This window comes from Streptomyces sp. NPDC025806 (assembly GCF_055558275.1).
The window spans coordinates 135,781-157,996 of record NZ_JBVHMU010000015.1 but is presented as its reverse complement, the minus strand read 5'-3'; the positions used below and the strand labels follow the sequence as shown (position 1 = coordinate 157,996).

Below are 22,216 nucleotides of genomic sequence, written 5' to 3'. Positions count from 1 at the left end.
CTTTGTCCTCGCCGTCGGATTCGGGCGCAATTCGACTGTGGCGAGACTCACTTAGAGGGGGCGGGATGAATCAGCGCAGATCGCAGCCTCGTTCTTGAAGATGCGGAGATTGCTGGGCTGTGGACGGACGAGTGCAGCTGCGAGCCAAGGCGAGCTGGTGGAGGCCGAGGTGATCTACAGGCATGGGCTTGCCGCTGCCCAGCCGCCTGTCGCCCGCTCGCGGCCGCGGCGCAGTGGCCGCTAAACGGCGATGCTCGTACGCCTGTTCACCGTCACGGGTGGATTTGCGGACGCCTTGGTGTCGTGCGGTACCGAACGCCAGCGCGAACGCGCAGGGGTGCGGCACACTGCCGCGGGAGTCAGCGTTCACGCATCGGAGGAGCCACTCATGTCGGAGTCGAGCGGTGTACCTGATCTGTGGAGAGGGAGCTGTCAGTGCGGCGATCACACGTACGAGGCGTCCGGTATCCCGGATGACCCCCACACCTGCTTCCCTGATGATTGAGTGAGTTCAAGGGACTCACAGGGGTGGCAGATGGACGAGTGGTGGCTGGTGTTCGTGCCGGATCCGGAGCGGTGGGGGCCGCTGCCGGAGGAGGGAGTGCTGGGGGTCCGCGACCTGCCGGCAGCCGTGGCCGCGGTGGGGCTTCAGCCGGGCGATCCGGTATTTGTACGGCCTGACTTCGTCGTCGACCCCGAGCTGTTGGACTTCGTGCTCTCCACGGAATTCCATCCGCTGGAACGGGAAACTCGACGCAATTACGCGCTTGACATCCGGCTGCTGCTGACTTGGTTGTGGCGACGCGGAATTCCATGGCGGGAGGCGACCGAGAGCGACTTGCGCGCGTACCGGGAATTTCGGTGCGACTCGCCACTCAACCCAAGCCGAATAAGCGGGGCGAAGTGGGATAGAGAAGCGCCGGCTTTCACCCGGCTCTACCGGTGGGCGAAGGTCACGCCGCTGCCGGTGGACAGCCAGCGCCGGACGGACCGTGCCGCGGACGCCCGCAGCTCGCGGGTGTCGTGGCTGACGCCGCGAACCTGGGGTCTCTGGCAGGACGTTGGCCTTCGCGGCCTCAGTTCCGACGGAACACCGGTGCCGGGCTGGGACGCGCGGACCGAGCTTCGGAACACGTCGTTCGTCGGGTTCACGCTCAGCTCGGGACTGCGGCGCCAGGAATCCGGCGCCTTGTTGACGTTCGAAGTGCCGTCCCGCCCTCTGCGCTCGGGCCGCTACTGCCACGGCCAGGCGGCCCGAGCGTTGTCCCGGTCGAAGCGAGACCGGACCTTCTACGCTTCGGTCGATTCATTGCGTCAGGTCAGTGCCTACGCAGAGTCGGAGCGGGCCTGGGCAGTCGAACGGGCCCAGGCTCAGGGCCGCTACGAGAAGTTGCCGCTGATGCGGCTGATCACGAAGGTCACGACGGGTCTCAGCCCGACGATCCACTGGGTCGACCGCAACGGCGTCCAAGGACGACACGACCTGAACCTGCTCGACTGGCGGGAGCGGCAGTGGCTGTTCGTTGAGGGGCCGCAGGGCCCGGAGCCGGCGTGGCTGTGGCTGACTGAGCAGGGCCTGCCCATGCTGCCGGACCGCTGGAACACCGTGTTCCGACAGGCCAACCAACGGTGCGAGCAGGCTCTGCTGACCCCGGAGGAACGCGAGACATCCCGGCTGCTGCGGGTCGCGGAGATCCGCGGGAAGGTCCCGTACGCGACGCCCCACTCCATGCGGCACTCGATGGCGCTCTACATGTTGATCCTGCTCAACGAGTTGATGGACAAGAAGTACGGGCTCACCGCCGCGGACCGGCGCGACTTCGCCCAGTTGTACGGCGACCCGTGGTGGCTGGTGAAGACCCTGTTGGGGCACAAGGACGTTGAGACGACGAAGGAGCACTACCTTCGCCCGGTCATGCATCTGCAGCTGGAGTCGATCCTTGCCTTCGATACCGAGGACGAGGATGGCGAGGCCGAGGAGTCGAGGGATCTGAACGGTCTGTTCGCCCGGCTGGCCCGGGAGACCTCCGGGATCCAGGACATCGAGGTGCTGGTTGACGCCCTGCCCGTCGCGGAAGCGTCATGAGCGGGAGAGGCCGCCGAGCGGTCCTGCCACCGCCGGACTTCCAGGCAATCCAGCGAATAGCCGCTGACGGACTGCAGGTCACGGTGGTCAACAAGGAGGGCTACGAGAAGGTCTTCGACTTCGCCGCCCTCTCCGTGCCTGAGCTGATGCGCGGGTCGCTCGCGCGAGCATTCGCCGCGCAGTCCATGGGATGGAACAGCCACTCCAGCGGCGAATCGTATTGGCAGTCTGTGGAGATCTTCGCCCGGTTCCTCAAGGACCAGGAGCACCCGGCCGAGGACCTCGGCGACCTCACCTCGGCCACGCTCCGACTCTGGCGCAACAACCACAAGGACACCCCCGGCGGGCGCGAGGCCCTCGCGAAGATGCGTACGCTGCTGAAGCGGGAGCCGCGACTGGCGCAGGGCCTGGCGGCCGAAGAACTGGCCCGCCCGGTCCCGAAGAAGGGCAAACCGTCCAAGCAGTCCTACCGGCCTTCGGAGCGCGACCAGGTGCTGCTGGCCGCCGAGCGACAGTTCCGGGCCGCCCTGTTGCGGATCCGGGAGAACACCACGCTGCTGGGCCGCTACCGAGCGGGCTCGCTGGACCCGACCAGCCGTGAGTGGAGGGTCGCGTCCGTCCTCGAGTGCTTGGCCGCCACGGGCGAACTGCCCGGGTACCCGGACAAGGAGGGGAAGGTCTACACCCGGGCCGAGTCGCTGCTGCGCGGCAAGAACCGCGGGAAGACGGCCGGCCGGCTGTTCCTGAGCCGGTCGGAGCTGACGGCGCTGGCTGTGATGATGACCGACCGATACGGCTGGAACCTGTCGGTCTACGACCGTCTGCGTGTGCCGGTGGCCACCCCGTCTGCGGGCGAGACGGCCACGGTCACCTACGAGGTCCTGGTGGAGAAGCGTCGCTCTGGTGAGGGCCGGTGGTTCGACACGGAGAATTACACCGACTCCGGCGCGGACTCGCCGGGCCGGCTGATCACCCTGGCTCTGGAAGCCACGCAGCATGGACGGACGTTGGCTGCCGCGCTGTCACCGGGTCACGACCTGCTGATGGTCGCCCGCAACCGGCGTCGGACGGACGTGGACTCCAATCTGGACCGGCCGCGGAACGTCGGCCCGTTGTGCTTCGGGGTGTCCAAGGCCGATGCGCGAGTCTGGGCGAGCAAGCACAAGATCGGTTCGCCCTTCCAGCGTGCCCGCAGGACGACCGTCACCACGACGGGGAAGCCGCTGCAGCACAAGCCCGGCACGCACGAGAGCATCTACGTCCTTCCCGATGAGAACGTCCAGGAAGCCGCCGTGGACGTGATCGCGGCGGGCGCCGAGGAGGCCCGTGAGCAGGCCCGCGACTACACCTTCCACGGGCGCCTGACGGACGTGGCCGACGCGTCCCACCAGGAGACCGCGACGGCGGACTGCGCGGACGAGGACAGCAGCCCCTGGCCCGACCCGAGCGGGGGCTGCGGAGCCGACTTCCTGCTCTGCCTGTCCTGCGAGAACTCCCGCGTCCACACCGGTCACCACCCGCGACTGGCGCTTCTGCGGCGCCAGTTGATCTCGCTGCGCTCCGCCTGGCCCGAGAAGCTGTGGAGCGAGCGCTGGGACGAGCATCTCCTGCGACTCGATGACCTGCGGGCAAAGGTCAACGAGAGCACCTTCGATGCGGCACTGCACCGGGTAACCGACCACGACCGAATGATCATCGACCACCTGCTCGAAGGAGACCTGGCCCCGTGACGACCGCACTGTCCATCGAGGCCGATCCCTACATCCTCCCGCTCCCCGAAGCGGACGGCCCGGTCGTCATGGACCGGTGGATCAGCGCCGGAAACACCCACCCCAACTCCCTCTACAGCGACGACATCTGGTCGCTGGGACCGCTGACCGACAATCCCGGGGAGAGCATCCACAAGATCAATCTGAAGAAGTGCCCGGCTGCCTTGCGGAGCGAGGTCCGTCGTGTCCTCTGGGTCCTGATCAACGGCGAGCTGCGCCCCACCTACATCCGGGAACGCGGCTTTCAGAACCGGACACGCGACGGCGTGATCAGCATGCGCGACAACATCATCCAGTGGATGAAGTTCGTACGCTGGCTCGACCGGCACGGCGTTTCCCGGCTCAGCGACTGCACCATGGAGCATTGGAAGGCGTACGCCGCCACCTGCACCAGCGGCTGTACGCGCGGTCATGCCCTGACGATTCTGCGCTGGCTCGCGGACATGTGGGCCTTCGACCAGCTGTCGGTCAGCCCTTGCGGCCTTACGCGTCCGCCCTGGGAGGACGAGGGCGTCGACAACTATCTCCCCGCCGAGACGGGAGAGGCGGGCGAGGAGAACAAGACCGAGCCGCTGGATCCGACCGTGATCGGCCCTCTGCTCACCTGGTCGATCCGTCTGGTGGAGGACTTCTCCGGCGACATCCTGGCTGCCTGGGACGAACGCCGCCGCATGCATGCACAGGTGAAAGCCGCCCAGTCCACGCGCGAGGGCCTGGCAGCTCTCAAGAGCTTTCTGCTGCCTCTGGTCAACTCCGGCGCACCATTGCCCGCGACCGTGAGCCGGCTGCACGGCGTCACACTGGCCCACCACTACGTCGCAGCGGTCACCGGGTGCAGCCGGACCCAGGTCCAGAGCATCGTCGCCCGGCACGGCCTCTACCGACTCGCCGCTCAGCGGCCCGGCCCCAGCCCGATGAAGGTGCCGGTCACGGGCCGGATCGAGGGACGGCCATGGCGCGAGTTCATGGACTACGAGGAGACGCCGATCCTGGTGAGGCACCTGGCTACCGCAGCCGCAGTCGTGATCTTGTATTTGACCGGGATGCGCTCCCAGGAGGCACGGTCGCTGCGCTCTGGCTGCTGCCCCGACCCGCAGCCGAATGCCGACGGCTCCATGCCGCGGCATCTGATCCGCGCCCACCACTACAAGAACGTCCGCGACTCCGACGGCCACCACGTCTCCGCCGGCGAGGAACGGGCCGTTCCCTGGGTCGCGATCACTCCGGTCGTCAACGCCGTCCGTGTTCTGGAACGTATCGTCCCCGAGGGTGAGCTCCTGTTCAGCTCCTCCCACCACGACATCGTCTCCCAGCGCAAGCACCACGGTTCGCTGAAGCGGACCACGCTGGATCGCCGCGTCGAGGCCCTCGTGTCGTGGATCAATCAGGAGGCCACCGCTCAGGGCCTGCCGACTCAACAGGTACCGGAGGACCCGCACGGCAACCTTGGACTGAGCCGTCTGCGCAGAACTCTGGCCTGGCACATCGCCCGACGCCCCGGGGGCCTGGTCGCCCTCGCCATCCAGTATGGGCACATGCGTACCGCCCTGGACGCCCGCACCTCCAGCGGCTACGGCAGCCGCGAGCGCAGAGGCTTCCACGGGGTGCTCGACGTCGAGACCGCCCTCGCTGCTGCGGAGACCGCGGCGCGGCTGCGCGACGCCACTGCGGCCGGCGAGAAGATCTCCGGACCAGCGGCGAGGCGGGCGATCATCGGAGCGGCCTCGATGCCCAGCTTCGAAGGAGCCCTGACGACCCCGAAGGCCGCCGCCAAGTTCCTCGAACGCGACGGCCTCGTGCTCTTCGACAACCCGCACTCCTTCCTCATCTGCGCCTTCAAGCGCGACACTGCGCTGTGCGATCCGGACCCCGGAGCGACGGCGCCGAACCAGTTCGCCTGCCAGCTCGGCTGCGGCAACGCGGTCCGTACCGACAGCCACGCACGCGCGGCACGAAAGCACGCCCGTCGGCTCGAGAGGAAGGCATTGAGCGTGCCCCAGCCCCTGGGTAAACGGCTCCGCCGGACCGCCGAGCGGTTCCGAGCTCTCGCCGACGCCCATGACTCCGCCGCCCAGACTGCCGAGGAGGCTGTCGCATGAACGAACAGCACGATGACGAACGCACCCGCATCCGCGCGGCCATGGACCGGCTCCTGGCGGGACAGCCCACCAGCTCCAATGGCAGCCTCACCGCGGTCGCGCTCGCCGCGGAAGCCGGTGTTCACCGCATGGCTCTGCAGAAGCGCCACGCCGACCTCAAGGAGGAGTTCTACGCGCGAGTCCGCTCGGAAACGCACCAGACCCCGGAAGTCGAGCGGCGGCTACGCAAAGAGGTTGTCCGCCTGAAGGAAGCCCTCAAGGAATCCCGGGCCGCCGAGGCCACGTCCCGGCGTCGCGCGGAGCAGATGGCCCTCGCTGCGGCCGTCCTCCTGCGAAACCCCGGCGGCCGGGACCAGCCTGTTCCGGACAACATCATCCCCCTCCGTCCGTCCGGTGATTACTGATCGCTTCAAAATGAGGTTCGAAGCACGCTGGTGGCCGACAGGGGGGCGTTCTCCCCTGTCGGCCACCAGTGTTCCTGCCGGGGTTGTCAGCCGAGGTTGTCCAGGCACTTGCGGTAGGCGTCGCGGGCGGGCCGCACCTTGTCGTGTGCCTCGGTCTGCTCGGTGCGGGCCTTGTCCAGATCGGCCTGGCGGGCCTCGACGTTCGGTGCCTCGGTGGCCTTTCGCACAGTCTCGGCGTACGTGCGCAGACTCGACGTCATGTCGTGCACGTCACGGTTGGTGATGGCGTCGTCCACCTTGAGGTCGGTGAGGGCCTTGTCGGCGGCGTCCGCCAGTTTCACCGCGGCGTCTGCGGTCGCGGCCGGGTCGTGCTTCTCAGCGGCCTGCGCGAGTACGTAGCTCTCATCCAGGAGGTCGAGCGCCGCACGCCTGGCTTCTTCCCGGTAGGTGCTGCGCAGGTAGTCCACGATCGACTCCCCTTGCTTGGCGGCCTTGTCGAGCTTGGCGCGGTCGGAGCGGGCCCGGTCGAGGTCCTGCTCGGCCGCGGTCACCTTGGCCTCGGCGTCCTCCTGGGCGCTTTGGGCGTCGAGGTAGGCGATGTTCTTCTTCGTGCAGGGCGGGGCCTGCACGGCGGCGAACGCCTGGGTCGGAGCGAGGGCGGTCAGAACGGATACAGCCATGAGGGCCGCGGTGCCGGAGGCTCGGATCTTCACGGGAGGACTCCACGATCGGTCGGTCGGTGTACATGGTGATCAACGAGCGGATCTTGCGGAGGAATCGATTCTCCGGGTGCGAAGATCAGTTCAGAACTGCCCCGCACGCCTCTTCGGCAAGGCGGCGGCGCATCCGCGGCCTGACCGTTTCGGCTCAGGCTGAACCGTGGCTCTTGCGCTCGCCGGCCGCGGTCGGCGGGGTGTCCGGGTGCGTGCCGGTCTTGTTCATGACGGCCTGTGATGATCCGAAGGAAACGGCCTGGCGTCGGCAGTAGGCGAGGCGGATCACGCGAGGATCGGCGGTGTGGCGCGGCAGTCTGTCGTGCGGCGGTGTGCGCTCGTTCGCCTGCCCCGCCGTTCCGCCCGAGGATGGCAGCCTCTCCACGGCCCTCGATGACACCAGCGGCGAAGACCTCGTCCCGATCCACGCGTCCTTCCATGACAACACCGTGGACTGGCTGCCCTCGGTGGCGCAGACAGATCCCAGCGCGACCGGCTGACCCACGGCAGTCCTGGGACGCTAAAGACACTTGAGAGATACGCGGGGCTACTTCCTCGGCGAATTCAGGATGCCGCCCCACCGAGGGATGAGAGCGGAAATGAGAGCCAGGGCCTTGAGTTCTCGTGCGGTGTCGGTCTCGTGGAATCTGGGTGCGCCAAGCATCGGGGAACCGGTGATGAATGCGAGCCCCTGCGAACGGGCCCTTCAATTTCAGCGAAGCGGCCTCAACGCCCCTGAAAACACGGCAGGATTAGCCAAACAGAAACTGTTCATCCCGTCCGTCGGCTGGCCGCCCCGCTTCTTCGGCGGCCGCCACTGCGCGCCACCACGAAGAGGGGGCACAAGATGTGAACACAAGCACTTGACAGGGAACTGTGCTCGTGCGAGCACTGCACGCGCCTGTCCGGGGCGCCGGCGATGGCCTGGGTCGGGTTCCGCATGGACGCCTTGAAGTGGACGGGCCCCGCAGGCGAGCCGGCGTACTTCTCCACCTGGCCGACACTGCACCGAGGTTCCTGTCGGCGCTGCCGAACCCAGCTCACGTCCGTTGCCAACGGCTCGGACATGATCATGGTGACGGTCTTCAGCCTCGAACGCGCCGCCGAAGTGGCCCCAGTCGGACACAGCTACCGCGAAGAGGCGGTGCCATGGTTGGCCGTTACCCTCGCCCCCGACCCGCAGGATCGGTCGTGACCGTCAAGCCCGTGGCGACCCTGCCGCTCGGCCGGATAGGCCGTGCGGCGAGCCGGATCGCGACCGCGGCAGTGGCGCCGATCTCCTGGCGCCGGCGCAGTTAACCTTCCGGGGTGAATGAACGCTCCTCGCTGCCCGGAGACCCCAGCGAACTGCACCTGCGCATCTCCTTTGACGACGGACTCTGGGACACCCCGCAGGCGGACACGCTGGAGCGGTGGAACGTGAGCGTGCTGCACCGGCGGCGTACGCATGACAGCGTCCAGGACCTGGAGCCGAGCCGCGACTGTGCCGTCGAGGACTGCCCGTCGTGCACGGTGGAGGATGTCGCCGTCGGGTCGATGACCTTCTACCGCGTGCATCTCGACCGGGGCCGGAATGCCTACTGGGCGATGGAGGAGGAGTCCGAGGAACTGTACGAGACCGCCCAGGTCCTCCTCGACCCCGAAACAGGATCGTTCACCAGCGAGGTCAGCGAACTGCTGGAGTACGTCGGCTCCGCGCTGCTCGTCATGGACCGGGTGACGCTGGATCCTGCGTGGCGCGGGCGGGGGCTGGCGGCCGTGCTCGGCTGCGAGGTGATCCACCGACTCATGGTCGGCTGCAGAGCCGTTGCATGTTCGCCCGGCGTTACCGACCTCAGCAGTCAGCGGCTGACCGATTCGGCCGAGTGGGACCGCGTGAACGCCAAGATCGCCAGAGGGTGGGAGAGCCTCGGGTTCCGTCTCTACCGGGACAACGTCTATCTGCTGTCGCCAGCGTCGCAGGACCTGGAGGATCAGCGAGGCGTACTTCGAGGGCGGCTCGCGGAAATGGGCGCATCGTGGCGGACCCGGACCTCATGAGGGGCGCTCCACCGCGATCGTCGTGCGCCCAGCACTCATCGTGCTGTTCCGTATACGGCCCGGCGGATTGGTGACCACTCAGGGTCGGCAGCACGATCGTTCTGTGCCGCCTGGGCAGTGCGTGTGCGCTGTAGTTGCCAGCGCTGCTCTGCATTGGTGGTTGCGGTCTCGCATCCGCCGGGCCTACTGAAACGGTATGGGTCGGCTGAGGATGCGCGGCATACCGAAGGCGGAGTTCATTCCTTCGGGTCATGGCCGCACACGTGGACGCCCCTCGCCAGCGGCTCGGGCTTGCAGGGGTCACGGCGAGATCGCCGACGAGGCCAGGCGCCGAGCCGGACGGCAACGGGCGAGTTCGCCGGGGGCAGACAAGGAAGTCCCACAAAGGACTGGTGGACGCTGCAACGGGATGCCAACCTGAACGACCTTCCGGAAAATACCAGGTCAGAGAGGTGATGCTGTGGCATTGGATGCGTCGCAACCCGGATTCGCCACCACGGTCGCGGCACTGCGGCTGCGCACCTGGAAGCTCGGTTCTGGTCAGGCGATGGATGTGATCGACCAGTTCTCGCACGACGATTTCACCCACATCGTCGACGACCGTGCCGACGTGCACATCAGCTCGCGCGACGGCCGGTTCTACCTCGGCTACTTCCCGAACGGGCGGCCCGGCGGCGCCGACGAGGACTGGGTGACGGGCGAGGGCTGGGTGATCGCGGTCACCGGCACCGCGAAGGCTGCCGGCTACCGGATCGCCTTCGGCACGGACACGCCGGCGGAGGTCGTCGCCGACGTCGTGACTCGCATCTTGTCCGCTTCCCGCCCTGCGTGACGGGCACGTCCGCCCTCCATATATATGCGCGCCGCGTACCCTGCCCCTGCTCGCGCGGCTTCGTCCGCTACCGCTAGGAGAACGCCTTGCACCCGCACTCGCCCGAGATGACCGTCGGCGACCTCATCGACCTGCTGTCCGCCTGCGATCGCGACACGCCCGTCCGCCTCGCCGTCAACCCGTTCTTCCCCATGGCCCACCGTCTGGGCGGCATGGAGAAGTCGGTCGACGAGCACGGTCGGCCGATGGTCTACATCGCCGAGTCGCCCCAGGCCGAGCAGTTCCCCCTGCCGCCTGCCGTGGCCGTCGCTCTGACCTGGCAGGAGCCGTCCGAGGCACCCCCGCGCCGCCGACGCAGCGCGACCAGGCCCAACGACAGCCACTGATCCACCCCCGAACTGACGGAGGCGCCCCTGCACCCGCACCACCCCATCGAACCCTTCCACCCCATCTCGCCGGACCCGACGTACTGGGTCACCCCGCGCCACCTGGCCGGCGATGACGGTGTCCTCGCCGAGCGGATCGGCGACACCCTGACCGACCTCGGCTGGCGCATGTGGCCGACCTCCCGCAACTCCCTGCTGTACGTGAGCCCCGACGGCCTGCGGGGCGCCGAGTGGATCCTCGCCGCCTACCCGTTCGAGCTGGGCGGCCTTCCGGTGGCCTGGCAGATGTCGGCGCGCCCGCACCCCGCGTCGGCCCTGACCGAGTGGAACGCGTACTTCACCGCGGGCATACCGCACGAGGCGCTCACCGACTTCCTGCTCGCGCTCGACACCAGCGACACCCCCGATGCCGGACTCGAGGACACCGAGTCGGTACTCACCGCGCTCACCGTGCGGGGCTGGCTGCGCGACATGGACCGCCCGCAGGCGGCTGCCACCGACCCGGGCTTCTCCACGAGCGTCTCGCTGGAGATGCTGCCGCCACTCATCCATGACGCCGACCCCCGCGGCGACCTGCTGGGGTGGCAGGCGTGGGCGGAGCCCGTGCTCGGCGAGCCGTACCTGTGGTGCGCGAGCTTCAGCGCGAGCACCCCGCACGAGCTGGTCGCGGCCTTTGCCTCCTCGCTCGCGGCTCCCGGCCCGGTGCCGCGCCGGGTACTGCCCCACGGCGCGGAGGAGCGTCTAAACGTCGTCCGACGCGGCTGACGGGCCGCTCACGATCCTTCAGAGGGGCACCGACGATCTAAAGCGACCTGCGACATCCAGGCTGGCGACCATCGATTCGCAGGCGTCATGGGAGCCTCCCGGAGAGCCAAGGCGTCAGCGGAGCAGGAGCCTTGACACACAGGTGCTCGAATGCCGACGGTCCTCCGGGGCTCACCCCAGGCCCCGGTGGTCCCGCTCCCCTGGTTGTGTAGGAATCTCGGCCCCGTCGGGGCGAGGGGGCTTCACAACCACCCGTACGTCTATCGGCGAACTGGTTGCGGGGCAGGCTCGCACGTCACTAGCTTCATCCGTACCGGCTCCGCGTCAGCGGAGGTGACCCGGTGGTATGGCGGGCGCCCGCGCCTCCAAGCCAGCGCGTCAATGGTCCCCTTCTCCGTGCGAGCGGAGGTGTCTCCCGCACTCGCGGGGATGGAAGGTCCCGCCAGTCCACTGGTGGGGCCTTCCGCCGTCTATGGCCTTGAAGGTCTGTGTCGCTCGCGTCGTAGCCGAGGTTGGCGAAGGTCACTCCCTGGCGTGCGATGCCGAGGTGCCGAGTTCGCGCATGGGCATAGCGAGGTCGTCGAGCTGCTCGATGGCGTCGCGGAGGATTTGGGCTCGCTGGCGACGTTGGAGATGCTGCTGCCAGTCATTCACGACCCAACCCCCGCGATGATCGCCTCGGGTGGCAGGCGTGGGCGGATCCCATGCTCGGCGCGCCGTACCTGTGGTGTGCGAGCTTCAGCGCGAGCTGGTCGCGGCCTTCGCCTCGTCGCTCGCGGCGCCCGGCCTGGTACCGCGCCATACGCTGCCCGAGGCCACGGTGGACCACCTCACGGTGGTCCACCGTGGCTGACAGACTGCTCAGGGGCCGGCCAGAAGGGCACCGACGCCCCGAAGCGACTCCAGGCCCGGTGGTTCTGCTCCCATGAAGAGAGCGAAACCACCGGGCCTTCGTCACGCCCACGCGCTTGGTGATCTGTAGCCGAGCATGGAACGCCGGATCAGCTGGGTTCCGGGGGCGTCGAGGCCGCTTGTGCCTCCTCTTCGAGCTGCCGCTTGACCTTGCTCGTCGGCACGCGCGTGGCGACGGCGATGTCTCTCAGTGAGGCCCGCCGCAGAGCCAGGGAAGAGATCGCGGTTCCCAGGGCAACCGCGTACGCGGCTTCCGCAGCCCGCAGCATTTCCAGTTCCGGTGTCACCGGGGTGACGGTGACCTCTGTCGTGACGCCGACCAGCGCGAGCCCCTGCACGATGTTCGCTTGCACAGCCTTCAGCGTCCGCCCGTGGCCGTACACCCCGTGCTCAGGAACGTGCGCGACCCAGCCGCGGCCACGTCTATGGGCCTGGCACTCGATGTCCTCGCGTTCGTTCATGCCGGGCTCCCCATGCTGTCGATCACATCGGGCACGATCGTGTCCGGTATGGGATTGGGTAGGACCACCTGCCGGTCGCCGATCTTGTAGAGCGTGTGCGATTCGCCGCGGTGAACCACGGTGACGGTCAGTCCCAACTCGCCTGCCGCGCAGCGAATTCGAGCCAGCGACGAGTCGCTGGCGGAGCCAGCTCGCAGTGCCCCTGTCACCTCTTGGGCCTGCTTCCACTCTTCCAGGCTGATCACGGCCTCGTGGACTGGCTGAGGCGACCAGACCCAGTCCGAGATCGGGTTGAGCTCGGAATGGCCGGCCCGCCGGGTGCGGCTCGCCTTGCGGTTGTACACCTGATATCCGGTGAGCTTCGGATTCGCGATGAGACCCTCGACCAGGTTGTGCGTCCAGCGTCGCTCGACCGGATACCGGTCAGGTTCCGCCTCCAGTACGGCGATGATGTCCGCGGCTTTCAAGTGCTCCTCGCGCCGCAGACGGCACAGCTCCCGAGCTGCGTCAAACCGGCGCGGATCCGGATGGCGAACGAGTTTCCTCTTGGGCCGCTCGGCGCCGAACCGGCCTCGCTCCCGCACAGGGGCGTTCTCGTCGATCTTCGTTGTGTACGGGTAAGGCGCGTAGCCGTGGTTCCAGCCTTGGATGGCGTGCTGGAACTGCCCACCCATCGACATCTCCATCATCGTCGCCCGGTAGATCTCGGCATCGACCTGGCTGTAACGGCGGGTGCGCAGGCGCCCGGACTCGGTGCCGCCGATCGGTTCGTTCGCGTAGACCACCTCCACGCCGAACCTGTCCAGCTCATGCTCCACGGTGAGGCTCGTCAGCATCGCGCGCGCGACCCGGTCTGAACGCTCGGCCAGTACGTGGGTTACGCCCAGCAGCTCGGCCCGGTCCACCAGATCCTGCAGGCCGCCGTCCCGCTGTACCGGAACGTCAAGGGCGTCGTACATCTCCGTCGAACCAAGACCCCGAAGCTCCGGTGGCAGCATCCCGGATTCGACGTCCCAGAAGTACGCGAAGAATTCCTCGCCCTTCTCCAGGCGTTCGGCGGCGAGCGCCACCTGCCGGGGGATGGATGAGGAAGGGTTTTGGTTGTCTTTAGTCGAGACGCGCCCGAGGAAAACGGGGCGGCGTGGACGCGAGGCCGCCTGCCGGAAGTTCGGCAAGCCGGAAAGGTCGATCGGAGGCCCGAATGGCAAGGTCATCAGTCCCTTGGGCTAGGAGGCAAGCAGAACGCGAGGGGATACCGTGCGCGTCAGAAGGAGAAGAATCTGGGCGCTTCTGACGCGCACGGCATGAGCGAACAGGGCTGGGGCAGAGCCGCTTAGCGTGCGGCGTGAGCCTTGTCCACGGCCGAGCCCAGGTGTGCATCGACCAGGCCCGGCGAGCCGGAGACGATGACCAGGATGTTGCCGGTGCGGATCGCCGTCTGCTTGACGACGCTTCGCTGCCCGCCGGCGGAGAAGGTGAGCAGCTGGCTCCACTGCTCGTCGCCGAGGTCCGGCGCGGTCGACTTCTCGGTGCCCATTTCGACGACGGTGCTGCCCGACGCCACCTGGTACGAGGGGCAGGAGAGCATCGCGTCGAAGACCTTCGCGATGCCCTTGGACAGCTTCGCCGGGCTGTCGCTGTACAGGTCCTCGCTCACCTCGGAGCTGCTGCTGACGGTGTAGGTGAAGGACGCCTTCGCCTTGCGGCGGAAGTCGAGGCCGGCGCCGGTGGCCGAGTCGCTGCCGAGCTTCTCCAGCGCCGGGCAGCCGATGACGGTGACGTCGTCGTTGCGGCGCGGGGCCTCGGGCTTGAGGGCGTAGCCCTCGCCCAGGTCGCTCTCGTTCAGCAGCCGCTTGCTCAGCTGGGCCGAGGACAGAGGAGAGGGTGCCGAGGGCGTGCTGCCGTCGCGTTGCGCGGGTGCGGACGAGGAGGCCGAAGTGCCGGCGCAGCCGGTCAGAGTGAAGACCGCGACGACGGTGCTCAGGGCGAGAGTGGTCGTGGTGGAGCGGCGCATACGTGAAACCCCTTGGTGATGCGAGACGAATGGTCTGACCGGGTCGGCCCTCCGGGTGCCGACGAACGCAGGGGTGAGGGAAGGGGTTTCGCGCGCTCAGTGGCCGAGGTGGCGCAGGCCGTCCTCGAGGGTGGGATGGAACGCGTCGACCGGCAGAGAGTTGCGGTTGTACCAGGCAGTGTCCAGCCGGGGCTCCTCGGTCGCGTGGCCGGCCTCGCAGCGCAGCCAGACCGAGTCGTCGCGCATGTTGAAGACGATCCAGTTCCGGTACGCACCGCAGTGACAGGCGTGGACTTCGCCGTCGATGACGAGCGGCAGGTCCCAGCGCATCATGAAGCCCTCGACGTCCTGACGGGTCACCGGCCGGAAGCCCGGCGGCAGGAAGTCGGGCACCACCGTGGTGTCGGCCGGCTCGCCCGGGGCCGACGTCGAGACCGGGGCGGGAGCCTCGGGCCACTCGGTGTGCATGGCAAGCAGCGCCTTGCCGGCACGCTGGGCTTCACGGAACTCGCGGTCCGCACGGGTGATGCGTCGGAACATGCCGTCTCCATCTCTGTCGTCTCGCCTGCACGAGGAGAGTGCCGCAAGCCCCTGACCTGCTGCAACTCTAAGAAAGTTGAATTCAGCGGGACTTAGCGGAGCGCTCTTTCCGGTTCGCCGGCCGCTTCGCGGGAGTGCGGGTGGCGGTGGGCGCCGTGGTGGTGTGCTCGGGCACGGTGGACGCGTCGGCGGGCAGATCGGCCATGCGCCGCAGCCTCCATACCAGGACGTCGCTGATCGAGTCGGCGGTGTCCAGCTCCCGTCGCTCGGCGGCCTCGGCCAGCAGCGCGGCCGGGTCGTACCCGGCGCGCTCGACGTTGGCGAGCGTGGCAGCCAGGGCGTACCAGCCCGGCTCGGCAAGGACCTGCTCGGCCAGCTCCGGCACCGCCCGTCGAAGGTAGGCGGTCTGCTTGCGCTGAAGGGGCTGGGACAGGTTCCGGCCACGCTGCCGCATGGGCCCCAGGTACATCGGTGCGGCGGCCTGGTAGGCGGCGCGCAGATGCTCGGCGGCCTGGCGGGCAGCAGCGGCCTGCTGGGCGTGCTCCTTCTTCCCGTGCCAGTGGGCGGCGGCGAGGACGACGAAGATGGCCATGTCGATCAACATGGCGGTGGTGGCGCCAGCCTCCCCGCGGCCGAGCGCGGGCCCGCCGTGGACGAGGTCCCGGGCGGCCTGCCGCAGGGCCCGGTCGTGTCCCCGCTCAGCCCGGATGTGGGAGCGGGAGGCCCGCTCGAACGCCCAGGCCGCTTCTCGCAGTTCACGGCGCGTGTGTGCGGCCGAGGTCTTGGCGAGCGCGTCGAGCACCTCGCCGTACGCGGCGATCACCGCGGAAATCTGTCCGTCGTCCCCCTGGTCGATGAGGCATATGGCCTGCCAGGACGCCGACGTCGCCTGGCGGCGAGCGGTCGAGGGAGTGACGCGCGCCGAGTCAGCCGAACGATCCGTCTCGGGATCGCGGCCGGCGGCATCGCCGGACCACCGCTCACGGATACGGGGCAGGGAGAGGTCAGGGGCGAGTTTCGAGCCGGGATAGAACACGGGCACGCCGTCTTTGTTGAGGTCGTCGGTGAGAGCGACCTTGTAGCCGAGGAGGTCACCGGAGGGCGCGACGCGCGTCTCGACCAGGACGCCGGCAGCGGTCAGGCGGTCGAAGAACTCCTCTTCGCTCCGCACGCCGGCGACGGCGCGGCGCACCGTCTCGCGCAGCTCCTCACGTGCGGTCCGCTTCCGGCCTTGGCGTTCGGCCTTGTGGCGTTCGGCGCTGGTGGGCCTCTTCGCAGCGGTGCCGTCCCCTGGGCTGACTCGCTCCAGGCCGTGTTCGACTTCAAGGAGACGGGCCTCGGCATGGGCGCGTTTGCCGGAGAAGTGATGGTTGGGGCGGCGGCCGTCCTCGCGGACGAGGGTCGCGATGATGTGGATGTGGTCATCGGCGTGCCGGACGGCTGCCCAGCGGCAGCCCGCACCGTCGCCCGGGTCGATGCCGGTAGCGGCCACCATGCGGCGTGCGATCTGCCCCCACTCGTCGTCGGACAGGATGCTGTCCTCGGCGGCGTTTCGTACGGACAGATGCCACACGTGCTTCTCGGGGCGCTGGTCGTGGCCGAGGAGCTGCAAGGGCTGGTCCAGGAGCTGCTGGAGGTCCCGCTTCGTCGCGCCCGGGTCACGGCCGGGATCGGGGGCCATGCCGTCGAACGAAGCGACCAGGTGCGGGTCGATGTGCTCCTCGCGAGTGCCCTTGCCGTAGAGGTAATTGAGCAGGCCGTACGTGTTGCTGCCTTGCTTGTGCACCTTCGGGATCAAGCCGCCTCGCCCACTTCCCGGTTGGCGACTCGGTCGGCGGCAACCTGCACCGACTTGGCCGCCCGCTGAATGTCCGCGATGGCCGTCGCCAGGTGAGGAACCTCGCCACCGGTGTTGAGGGCCTTGGCGACCTGGTTGAGATTGCTGCCGGCCCAGCCGAGCTGCCGGCGCGCGGCGAACAGCTCGGTGAGCACATTGCGTTCGGTGGCGATGGCCACGGCGGTGCGCGACTGATCGCGGGACATGGCCAGGCCGGAGTAGGCGAGGAAGCCCGCCGTGCTCATGCCGACGGCGTTTGCGCCCCCTTGGATGAGGGCGTGCTCGGTTTCGTTGAGGCGAACGCTGTGGGCGCGGCGTTGCTTCTTGTCGCGCGGGCGCGACTTCCCCTTAGCCCGCCCCGAACGGGCGGGCTCTGGCTGCGATCCGCCCTCGGTCGCAGCCCTCCCGTCCGGCGCCCCCTGGCGCTGGACGGGCCCCGCCACCCCTGGGGCGGGGACTGGTTCGGACACTCCCCCCGTGGGGGAGTGTCCGAACCTACAACTTGCTTGCGCTGAGGTCGAGTTAGCTTCCGGCTTCTCCGGCGTGGGAGGTGGGTTTGTTGTCGGGTTCGTCATCGGGTGTGGTTCCTCGTGGTGCGGATGTGGTGCTGGATCTCGGCGGCCAGTTCGACCATGGGGGTCGCGCCGGCCAGAACGCGGACGGGCGCGTCGCGGTGGTGCTGGACGAGCCACTGGCCGGTGGGGGCCAGTACGGCGGCGTGCAGCAGCTGGTGGCGCACGAGCACCTCCGCCCAGGCGCCGGCCTCGGCGATCGACGGGACGCGCGTACGTGGGTGGTGGGCGGGAATGGCGATCCCTCCGTGGCTGGAGAGGTGGCCCGGCCGAGGCCGGGCCACCTCTATGAAGTGCGGAGCCAGGCGTGTGACCTGCTGCTTTGCAGGATTCAGCCGCACTCGGGACAGCGGGAGAGGTGTGTGTTCAGGGCTCGCGCCATGTTCCGCTTCACCGAGACGGCGTTCTTGGCGCTGGTCTTCGCCGGCGCGGTTCCCCGGTGGCGCTCGGCGTGGCCGCGCAGGAAGCTGACGTCCCGCTCGAAGTCGGCCTTGATCGTGGCGAACCTGTGGCAGGTCTTCATCAGCTCGTACTCCCTGTCGTGGTGGTAACTGGCTCGGCCCGCAGCAGTTGCAGGATCTTCGTGATGACTTCGTTCCGACCGCCCGGGAGGCCCAGTTCGCGGAGGATCTCTCGCAGCTGGGTGCGGGTGATGGACGCGTTGCCGTCCCGCTTCAGCTTCGCGGGCACGTGCGGACGGACCAGATCGGCGATTTCTTCGATGCTCAGGTGAGGCTGCCGTCGAGGGCGCTTGGGCTTCCCGCCACCTGGCCGGCTCCGCTGTGCCTTCGACTTGGGCTTCGGCTTCCGGCGTACGGGGACGGTGTGGGGACGGTCCCCTTCGGCCTCGGTCCCCGTTTCGGTGTCGGGGTTCTCGCGGTCCCCGTCGTCATTGGGGACGGTGTGGGGACGGTCCCCATCGGCCTCCGTCCCCGATTCCGTGTCCGGGTGTTCCCGGCCCTCGTCACCGTTGGGGACGGCCGCCGGGGACGGCCCGTTACCGCCCTGAGCAGCGGATTCGTGGACGTCCGTGGCACTGGCGCTCGTCCCGTCGGCCTCTTCGTCGGTCCTGGCGGACGTGTCGCCGCGGCCCCCGATCGTCGGCGCTGTGCCCTGGCTCAGCAGCGTTGAATCGGGCTTATGGGTGCCGTCCCCGTTGTCGTCGGGGACGGTCAGGGGACGGTCCCCTTCGGTGTCGGTCCCCGTTTCGGTGTCCAGGTTTTCGCCGTCCCTGTTGTCGTTGGGGACGCTGTGGGGACGGTCCCCATCGGACTGCGTCCCCGTCCCCGATGCGGCACGGCCCCCGTCCCCGCGGCTCTGGGGACCGTCGTTGGGGACCGCGCTCGGCGGCAGACTCGCGTGCTTCTCGTCCACCGAGGACGGGGAGAGAGGGGACCGGATCTCCCGATCGGCGCCCGGGGCGTGCGCGGTCGGAACCCAGGGTGACGGCAGGTCGACGGTGGCGAGTGCTGCTGCGTGCCGGCGGGCGGCCAGCTGCTCCAGGAACGCCTGCCGCTGCTGAGGATCGGTTCCGACCTCAGCTCGAGTGAGGGCGGACTGGAGCCGACGCGTGACCTTGGTGTCCTTCTCGCGCTCCGCTGCCGACATCCTGGCCAGCCGGGAGGCGAGGGCCACTGCCCGTCGGGTCGCGCGGTCCTTGGTGATCTGTGCGGCGTCGCGGCTGCGGGTGGCGACGCCAAGGCGCGAGAGGAGCCGCTCGCGTGTTTCGCGTCCGAGGGTGGCCAGCAGTCCTTGCGAGGCGGCGTCCGGCTTGTGCAGCCGCAGCTCGATGCCCATGGCGAGGTGCCAGAGCACGGCCGCCATGACGGGGCCGATGAAGGCCCGCACGGTGCCGCCCACCGTGCCCGACTCGGCGTACGCCGGGATGACCTGCACCCCGGTGATCACCCAGACCAGGGCGCCGGGCAGGCCGGGCGCTCCCTGGGTCTTCAGGTTCTGCCGGGCCATCAGGGCGGTCGCGAACAGCGCCAGTTCGGCGGCGCTGAACATCATGGCCCGCTCGACGGTGCCGGCCATGTCGAGGTAGTCGGCGGCGAACCGCCAGCTGGTGTCCGCGCTGTAGACGGTGCAGTTGAGGGCGGCGAGTGCCGCGACCCAGACCGCGGGGGTGCCGACATGCCTGCCAGACGACCGGTTCCGGTTGTGTCGGATCGACCAGCCGGCAAGTGCCAGGGCGAGCGCCCCGAGGGCGGCGACTACGTAGACGGGCTCGATGCCGTAGGGCAGTGCCAGGGCGTTGGGGTGGGTCATGCGGCCTTTCGGAGGGCGGCGATCAGGGCGTCGGTCTGCATCTGGCGGGGCACCTGTACCGGCGTGGCGGCCTCGTCGTCCTCGGCGGTCTCCTCGTCGACCGGCTCGGCCTCGTCGGCCTGGTCCCAGTAGCGGTCGCGGTCGGCGACGGCGTGGGCGGCGTTGCGCATCAGGTCGCGGGCCCAGTCGAGGTCGAGGCGCAGGGTGTGCGCGAGGCGCTCGGGGCTCCAGCCGCGGACGTAGGCGTGGCGGGTGACGGCCTCGCGCTCGGCGTCGCTGAGGTGGATGTCGCGTCCTTCGAAGGCCGCCTTCACTCGGCTGTAGTCCAGGCGCTTGGCGACCTTCTGGTGCCAGGGGCGGCGCTCGGCCTCGGTGAGTCCGCCCCACATGCCCTGGCGGATCTCGTTGTCGAGGGCGTAGTCGAAGCACGCCTTCTTCACCGGGCACCTGCCGCAGATCGACTTGGCCTCGTCGATGGCCGCGCGGTTGCGGGACGCGTGGAAGAACAGCTCGTCGACGTCCTTGGCCGGCATGCCCCGGCACAGGCCACGGGCCTGCCAGCTGTGGTCGGCGATGCCCCGGATCTTCGGGGCCGGGGTGTCGTTGGTGGTGATGTGGCGCAACGCAGTCTCCGGAAGTCGCCTCGGTCGGCGCGGATCGCTCGGCACTGGTGGTGGCGGGAGTGCGGCGGGGCGCGGTGAGGCAGGTTGAGGTACGGCTGGCGGGCCGTATGCGAGGTGGAACGTCTCGGCTGAGGTGAGGGCGGCGCTCAGGCGGGTACGGCCTGCGCCTGAGCGCTCAGGGCGTCCTCGACGCGGACCGGATGCGGCTGGATGCGCGGTTTGGTGTGCCGGTTGCGGACTCCTCCGCCGCTCCGTTCCTGGCAGGGCTCGCCCTTCGGAGCGCGGCACCTCTCGCACGGGACGCTGAAGATGTCGGGACCCCCAGCAGCGATGGCAGCTTCGCGCGCGGCTCGGGCCGGTCGGAAGGGCGCCAGTTCGGCTCGGACGGCATCCGGGACGTATGTGCCAACGGCGTCGAGCATGCTTTTCAGGCCGGGGCGGGGCTCGCCGGCCGTGACCCCGCGGTGCGGCGACGGCGCGATCTGGCCGGTCACGACGGCGTCGCGGGTCGCGACAAGCTCCGCCCGCCAGGCGTGCGGGTCGTCCGGGTCCGCCCTCGGTGTCGGGTCGGTGTGCCGGCCCAGGCGGTCCCGGTAATGCGCGTTCCACTCGCGGGCCACATCTGCGGGCAGGATCGGGTACGGCGAGGCGACGATGCGCTTGCGGACGGTCTCGCGGACGTCCCAGCCCTGACCCGTGGTCATCGGGACGTCGGCGAGCAGCTCGTGCCACATGGCGAGCTGGTCGCGGGCCTCGCCCGCGTCGGTACGGATGGTGCGGGGGTCCAGGCGGCCGACGTAGGTGAGAACGGCGGCAACTTCGCGGCGGTCCAAGGTGGTAGTCACTCCGTTCCAGTCGGTTCGTCGACGGCGGCCAGCAGGGCGGCCATGTGCAGGTCGGCCTTGGTCATGCCGGCCTGTGGCGCGGGGCTGCCGCCGGGCAGGGCGTAGAGGTTCGGGCGCTGGGGGGTGGGGGTGTGCTCGCGGGCGATCCAGGACTGCCAGTCGGCAGCCCAGGCGGCAGCGGGGCGAGGGCTCCAGGCGCCGCGGTAGTGGCGCCACTTCGCGTCGGCGGCCTGCAGGCCCTGCTCGCCGAGGCGGTCGAGGTGTCCCTGCTGCTGGGCCCAGGTCAGGCTCGCGTCGTCGACCTGCCAGTCCGTAGCGGAGGTGAGGTCGCCAGCGCTGCTGCTGTACTTCCTACGGTTCACCTTCGGTTCACTACAGTTCTGGGGGTCAGCTTCTGACCCGGAGGGGGGTCGGTTTCTGACCCGGCCGCGGGTCGGATTCTGACGAGGGGGTGCAGATTTTGACCCGGTCAGATCCTGACGACGGGGGGTGGATTCTGACCCTGCCGTGCGCCAGATGCGGTGCTTGCGCAGCCGATCCTCGTCCAGGTCCTCCAGGGAGGGGGCGGGGTCGGTGTGCGCCAGGGGTTCGATGTCCTCGACCCGCAGCTCGGGGTCGACCTTCTGAGCAGCCGCGACCTTGGCGAGCCAGGCGGCAGGGCGTGGCATGCGGTACACCGTGCTGTGCTGCGGGCCCTCGTAGTCGCCGAGGATCTCCAGTTCGCCGGCGTCCGCGAGCAAGGCCAGCGAGTTGCGCACGGCGTTGCGGGACGCGTTCGTCCGGTCCATCAGCTCGGTGATGGACGCGTAGGCGACGCACTGCGCGTCGGGGATCCGGTCGGCGATCGACAGCAGGACCAGGCGGGCCGTGCCACGGCTGGCGCTGCTCTCCCACACCCACTTCCGTGCCTGCCCGCTCATCGGGGCACCGCCGTAGTGAGGCGTGCGTCAGCCGACGGCTGCGACGCGACGGTGTCCGGCGACAGGCGGGTCGACGCGCGGTGGGTCGTCGGGTGAGTGGGGGTGGCTGCCGAGCTGGCCGAGGGCT

The 22,216-nt window shown here is 69.1% G+C and carries 24 protein-coding genes; 11 read left to right on the top strand and 13 right to left on the bottom strand.

The features are described from left to right. Window positions 1-535 precede the first annotated feature (535 nt). The 4 genes from ACZ4E1_RS29730 to ACZ4E1_RS29715 are packed head-to-tail and all read left to right on the top strand — an operon-like array spanning window position 536 to window position 6,358. Entirely contained in the window at window positions 536-2,086 is a 1,551-nt protein-coding gene (locus ACZ4E1_RS29730) for an integrase (protein WP_467545197.1), read from the top strand. Continuing rightward, complete coding sequence (locus tag ACZ4E1_RS29725) at window positions 2,083-3,816, top strand: hypothetical protein (RefSeq protein ID WP_467545193.1); 1,734 nt, start codon at window positions 2,083-2,085, stop codon at window positions 3,814-3,816. Before ACZ4E1_RS29730 ends, ACZ4E1_RS29725 begins: the two co-directional genes overlap by 4 nt. Continuing rightward, window positions 3,813-5,954, top strand: coding sequence for an integrase (locus ACZ4E1_RS29720; RefSeq protein WP_467545190.1), 2,142 nt, complete (start codon window positions 3,813-3,815; stop codon window positions 5,952-5,954). Before ACZ4E1_RS29725 ends, ACZ4E1_RS29720 begins: the two co-directional genes overlap by 4 nt. Beyond that, on the top strand, window positions 5,951-6,358 hold the full coding sequence (locus ACZ4E1_RS29715) for a hypothetical protein (protein WP_467545187.1): 408 nt from the start codon (window positions 5,951-5,953) through the stop codon (window positions 6,356-6,358). The genes ACZ4E1_RS29720 and ACZ4E1_RS29715 overlap by 4 nt, the downstream gene beginning before the upstream one ends. Window positions 6,359-6,444: 86 nt before the next feature. On the opposite strand, the gene ACZ4E1_RS29710 is transcribed toward ACZ4E1_RS29715, so the two are convergent. Then, on the bottom strand, window positions 6,445-7,038 hold the full coding sequence (locus ACZ4E1_RS29710) for a hypothetical protein (protein WP_467545182.1): 594 nt from the start codon (window positions 7,036-7,038) through the stop codon (window positions 6,445-6,447). 335 nt (window positions 7,039-7,373) lie between these two features. Between ACZ4E1_RS29710 and ACZ4E1_RS29705 the strand changes: the two genes are divergently transcribed. From ACZ4E1_RS29705 to ACZ4E1_RS29675, 7 genes are all read left to right on the top strand, one after another. Continuing rightward, window positions 7,374-7,571 (top strand): aldehyde-activating protein, encoded by a 198-nt coding sequence (locus ACZ4E1_RS29705; RefSeq protein WP_467545180.1) that lies wholly within the window; start codon window positions 7,374-7,376, stop codon window positions 7,569-7,571. Window positions 7,572-7,945: 374 nt separating this feature from the next. Then, window positions 7,946-8,266 (top strand): GFA family protein, encoded by a 321-nt coding sequence (locus ACZ4E1_RS29700; RefSeq protein ID WP_467545343.1) that lies wholly within the window; start codon window positions 7,946-7,948, stop codon window positions 8,264-8,266. Between the two features lie 113 nt (window positions 8,267-8,379). Then, window positions 8,380-9,111, top strand: coding sequence for a hypothetical protein (locus ACZ4E1_RS29695; protein ID WP_467545178.1), 732 nt, complete (start codon window positions 8,380-8,382; stop codon window positions 9,109-9,111). A gap of 460 nt (window positions 9,112-9,571) precedes the next feature. Further along, a complete protein-coding gene (locus tag ACZ4E1_RS29690) occupies window positions 9,572-9,943 on the top strand; it encodes an SPDY domain-containing protein (protein ID WP_467545176.1) in 372 nt (123 codons plus the stop codon). A gap of 107 nt (window positions 9,944-10,050) precedes the next feature. After that, the gene (locus tag ACZ4E1_RS29685; protein ID WP_467545341.1) at window positions 10,051-10,329 is read left to right on the top strand and encodes a hypothetical protein; all 279 of its coding nucleotides are present in this window, start codon (window positions 10,051-10,053) and stop codon (window positions 10,327-10,329) included. Between the two features lie 63 nt (window positions 10,330-10,392). Further along, window positions 10,393-11,094, top strand: coding sequence for an SPDY domain-containing protein (locus tag ACZ4E1_RS29680; RefSeq protein ID WP_467545339.1), 702 nt, complete (start codon window positions 10,393-10,395; stop codon window positions 11,092-11,094). Window positions 11,095-11,821: 727 nt separating this feature from the next. Continuing rightward, window positions 11,822-11,947, top strand: coding sequence for a hypothetical protein (locus ACZ4E1_RS29675; protein WP_467545174.1), 126 nt, complete (start codon window positions 11,822-11,824; stop codon window positions 11,945-11,947). A gap of 148 nt (window positions 11,948-12,095) precedes the next feature. On the opposite strand, the gene ACZ4E1_RS29670 is transcribed toward ACZ4E1_RS29675, so the two are convergent. The 12 genes from ACZ4E1_RS29670 to ACZ4E1_RS29615 all read right to left on the bottom strand — a co-directional run bounded on the left by ACZ4E1_RS29670 (window position 12,096) and on the right by ACZ4E1_RS29615 (window position 22,089). Next, window positions 12,096-12,467: a hypothetical protein gene (locus ACZ4E1_RS29670; RefSeq protein ID WP_467545172.1), complete on the bottom strand. Its 372-nt coding sequence runs from the start codon at window positions 12,465-12,467 to the stop codon at window positions 12,096-12,098. Further along, a complete protein-coding gene (locus ACZ4E1_RS29665; RefSeq protein WP_467545170.1) occupies window positions 12,464-13,681 on the bottom strand; it encodes a recombinase family protein in 1,218 nt (405 codons plus the stop codon). The genes ACZ4E1_RS29670 and ACZ4E1_RS29665 overlap by 4 nt, the downstream gene beginning before the upstream one ends. Before the next feature lie 119 nt (window positions 13,682-13,800). After that, window positions 13,801-14,481: a hypothetical protein gene (locus tag ACZ4E1_RS29660; protein ID WP_467545168.1), complete on the bottom strand. Its 681-nt coding sequence runs from the start codon at window positions 14,479-14,481 to the stop codon at window positions 13,801-13,803. A gap of 96 nt (window positions 14,482-14,577) precedes the next feature. Next, a complete protein-coding gene (locus tag ACZ4E1_RS29655; RefSeq protein ID WP_467545165.1) occupies window positions 14,578-15,021 on the bottom strand; it encodes a hypothetical protein in 444 nt (147 codons plus the stop codon). Between the two features lie 82 nt (window positions 15,022-15,103). Then, window positions 15,104-16,819 carry a relaxase/mobilization nuclease domain-containing protein gene (locus ACZ4E1_RS29650; RefSeq protein ID WP_467545162.1) on the bottom strand — a complete coding sequence of 572 codons (1,716 nt, stop codon included), beginning with the start codon at window positions 16,817-16,819 and terminating at the stop codon, window positions 15,104-15,106. Next, window positions 16,816-17,103: a mobilization protein gene (locus ACZ4E1_RS29645; RefSeq protein WP_467545161.1), complete on the bottom strand. Its 288-nt coding sequence runs from the start codon at window positions 17,101-17,103 to the stop codon at window positions 16,816-16,818. Before ACZ4E1_RS29645 ends, ACZ4E1_RS29650 begins: the two co-directional genes overlap by 4 nt. Before the next feature lie 326 nt (window positions 17,104-17,429). Next, window positions 17,430-17,714: a hypothetical protein gene (locus ACZ4E1_RS29640; RefSeq protein WP_467545159.1), complete on the bottom strand. Its 285-nt coding sequence runs from the start codon at window positions 17,712-17,714 to the stop codon at window positions 17,430-17,432. Between the two features lie 47 nt (window positions 17,715-17,761). Next, window positions 17,762-17,953: a hypothetical protein gene (locus ACZ4E1_RS29635; protein ID WP_467545157.1), complete on the bottom strand. Its 192-nt coding sequence runs from the start codon at window positions 17,951-17,953 to the stop codon at window positions 17,762-17,764. Continuing rightward, window positions 17,953-19,701 carry a hypothetical protein gene (locus ACZ4E1_RS29630; protein ID WP_467545155.1) on the bottom strand — a complete coding sequence of 583 codons (1,749 nt, stop codon included), beginning with the start codon at window positions 19,699-19,701 and terminating at the stop codon, window positions 17,953-17,955. The genes ACZ4E1_RS29635 and ACZ4E1_RS29630 overlap by 1 nt, the downstream gene beginning before the upstream one ends. After that, window positions 19,698-20,324, bottom strand: a complete 627-nt coding sequence (locus ACZ4E1_RS29625) for a WhiB family transcriptional regulator (RefSeq protein WP_467545153.1) — start codon at window positions 20,322-20,324, stop codon at window positions 19,698-19,700. Before ACZ4E1_RS29625 ends, ACZ4E1_RS29630 begins: the two co-directional genes overlap by 4 nt. A 146-nt stretch (window positions 20,325-20,470) precedes the next feature. Beyond that, window positions 20,471-21,157: a zinc finger domain-containing protein gene (locus tag ACZ4E1_RS29620; protein ID WP_467545336.1), complete on the bottom strand. Its 687-nt coding sequence runs from the start codon at window positions 21,155-21,157 to the stop codon at window positions 20,471-20,473. An 8-nt stretch (window positions 21,158-21,165) separates the two neighbouring features. Beyond that, window positions 21,166-22,089 (bottom strand): helix-turn-helix domain-containing protein, encoded by a 924-nt coding sequence (locus ACZ4E1_RS29615; protein WP_467545149.1) that lies wholly within the window; start codon window positions 22,087-22,089, stop codon window positions 21,166-21,168. Window positions 22,090-22,216 lie beyond the last annotated feature (127 nt).

What these genes read in the sequence shown, in the direction of transcription:
- ACZ4E1_RS29730 (WP_467545197.1), top strand. Translation starts at nt 536, where the DNA reads ATGGACGAGTGGTGGCTGGTGTTCGTGCCGGATCCGGAGCGGTGGGGG.
- ACZ4E1_RS29725 (WP_467545193.1), top strand. Translation starts at nt 2,083, where the DNA reads ATGAGCGGGAGAGGCCGCCGAGCGGTCCTGCCACCGCCGGACTTCCAG.
- ACZ4E1_RS29715 (WP_467545187.1), top strand. Translation starts at nt 5,951, where the DNA reads ATGAACGAACAGCACGATGACGAACGCACCCGCATCCGCGCGGCCATG.
- ACZ4E1_RS29710 (WP_467545182.1), bottom strand. Translation starts at nt 7,038, where the DNA reads ATGGCTGTATCCGTTCTGACCGCCCTCGCTCCGACCCAGGCGTTCGCC.
- ACZ4E1_RS29685 (WP_467545341.1), top strand. Translation starts at nt 10,051, where the DNA reads ATGACCGTCGGCGACCTCATCGACCTGCTGTCCGCCTGCGATCGCGAC.
- ACZ4E1_RS29670 (WP_467545172.1), bottom strand. Translation starts at nt 12,467, where the DNA reads ATGAACGAACGCGAGGACATCGAGTGCCAGGCCCATAGACGTGGCCGC.
- ACZ4E1_RS29665 (WP_467545170.1), bottom strand. Translation starts at nt 13,681, where the DNA reads ATGACCTTGCCATTCGGGCCTCCGATCGACCTTTCCGGCTTGCCGAAC.
- ACZ4E1_RS29660 (WP_467545168.1), bottom strand. Translation starts at nt 14,481, where the DNA reads ATGCGCCGCTCCACCACGACCACTCTCGCCCTGAGCACCGTCGTCGCG.
- ACZ4E1_RS29655 (WP_467545165.1), bottom strand. Translation starts at nt 15,021, where the DNA reads ATGTTCCGACGCATCACCCGTGCGGACCGCGAGTTCCGTGAAGCCCAG.
- ACZ4E1_RS29645 (WP_467545161.1), bottom strand. Translation starts at nt 17,103, where the DNA reads ATGAGCACGGCGGGCTTCCTCGCCTACTCCGGCCTGGCCATGTCCCGC.
- ACZ4E1_RS29635 (WP_467545157.1), bottom strand. Translation starts at nt 17,953, where the DNA reads ATGAAGACCTGCCACAGGTTCGCCACGATCAAGGCCGACTTCGAGCGG.
- ACZ4E1_RS29630 (WP_467545155.1), bottom strand. Translation starts at nt 19,701, where the DNA reads ATGACCCACCCCAACGCCCTGGCACTGCCCTACGGCATCGAGCCCGTC.
- ACZ4E1_RS29615 (WP_467545149.1), bottom strand. Translation starts at nt 22,089, where the DNA reads ATGAGCGGGCAGGCACGGAAGTGGGTGTGGGAGAGCAGCGCCAGCCGT.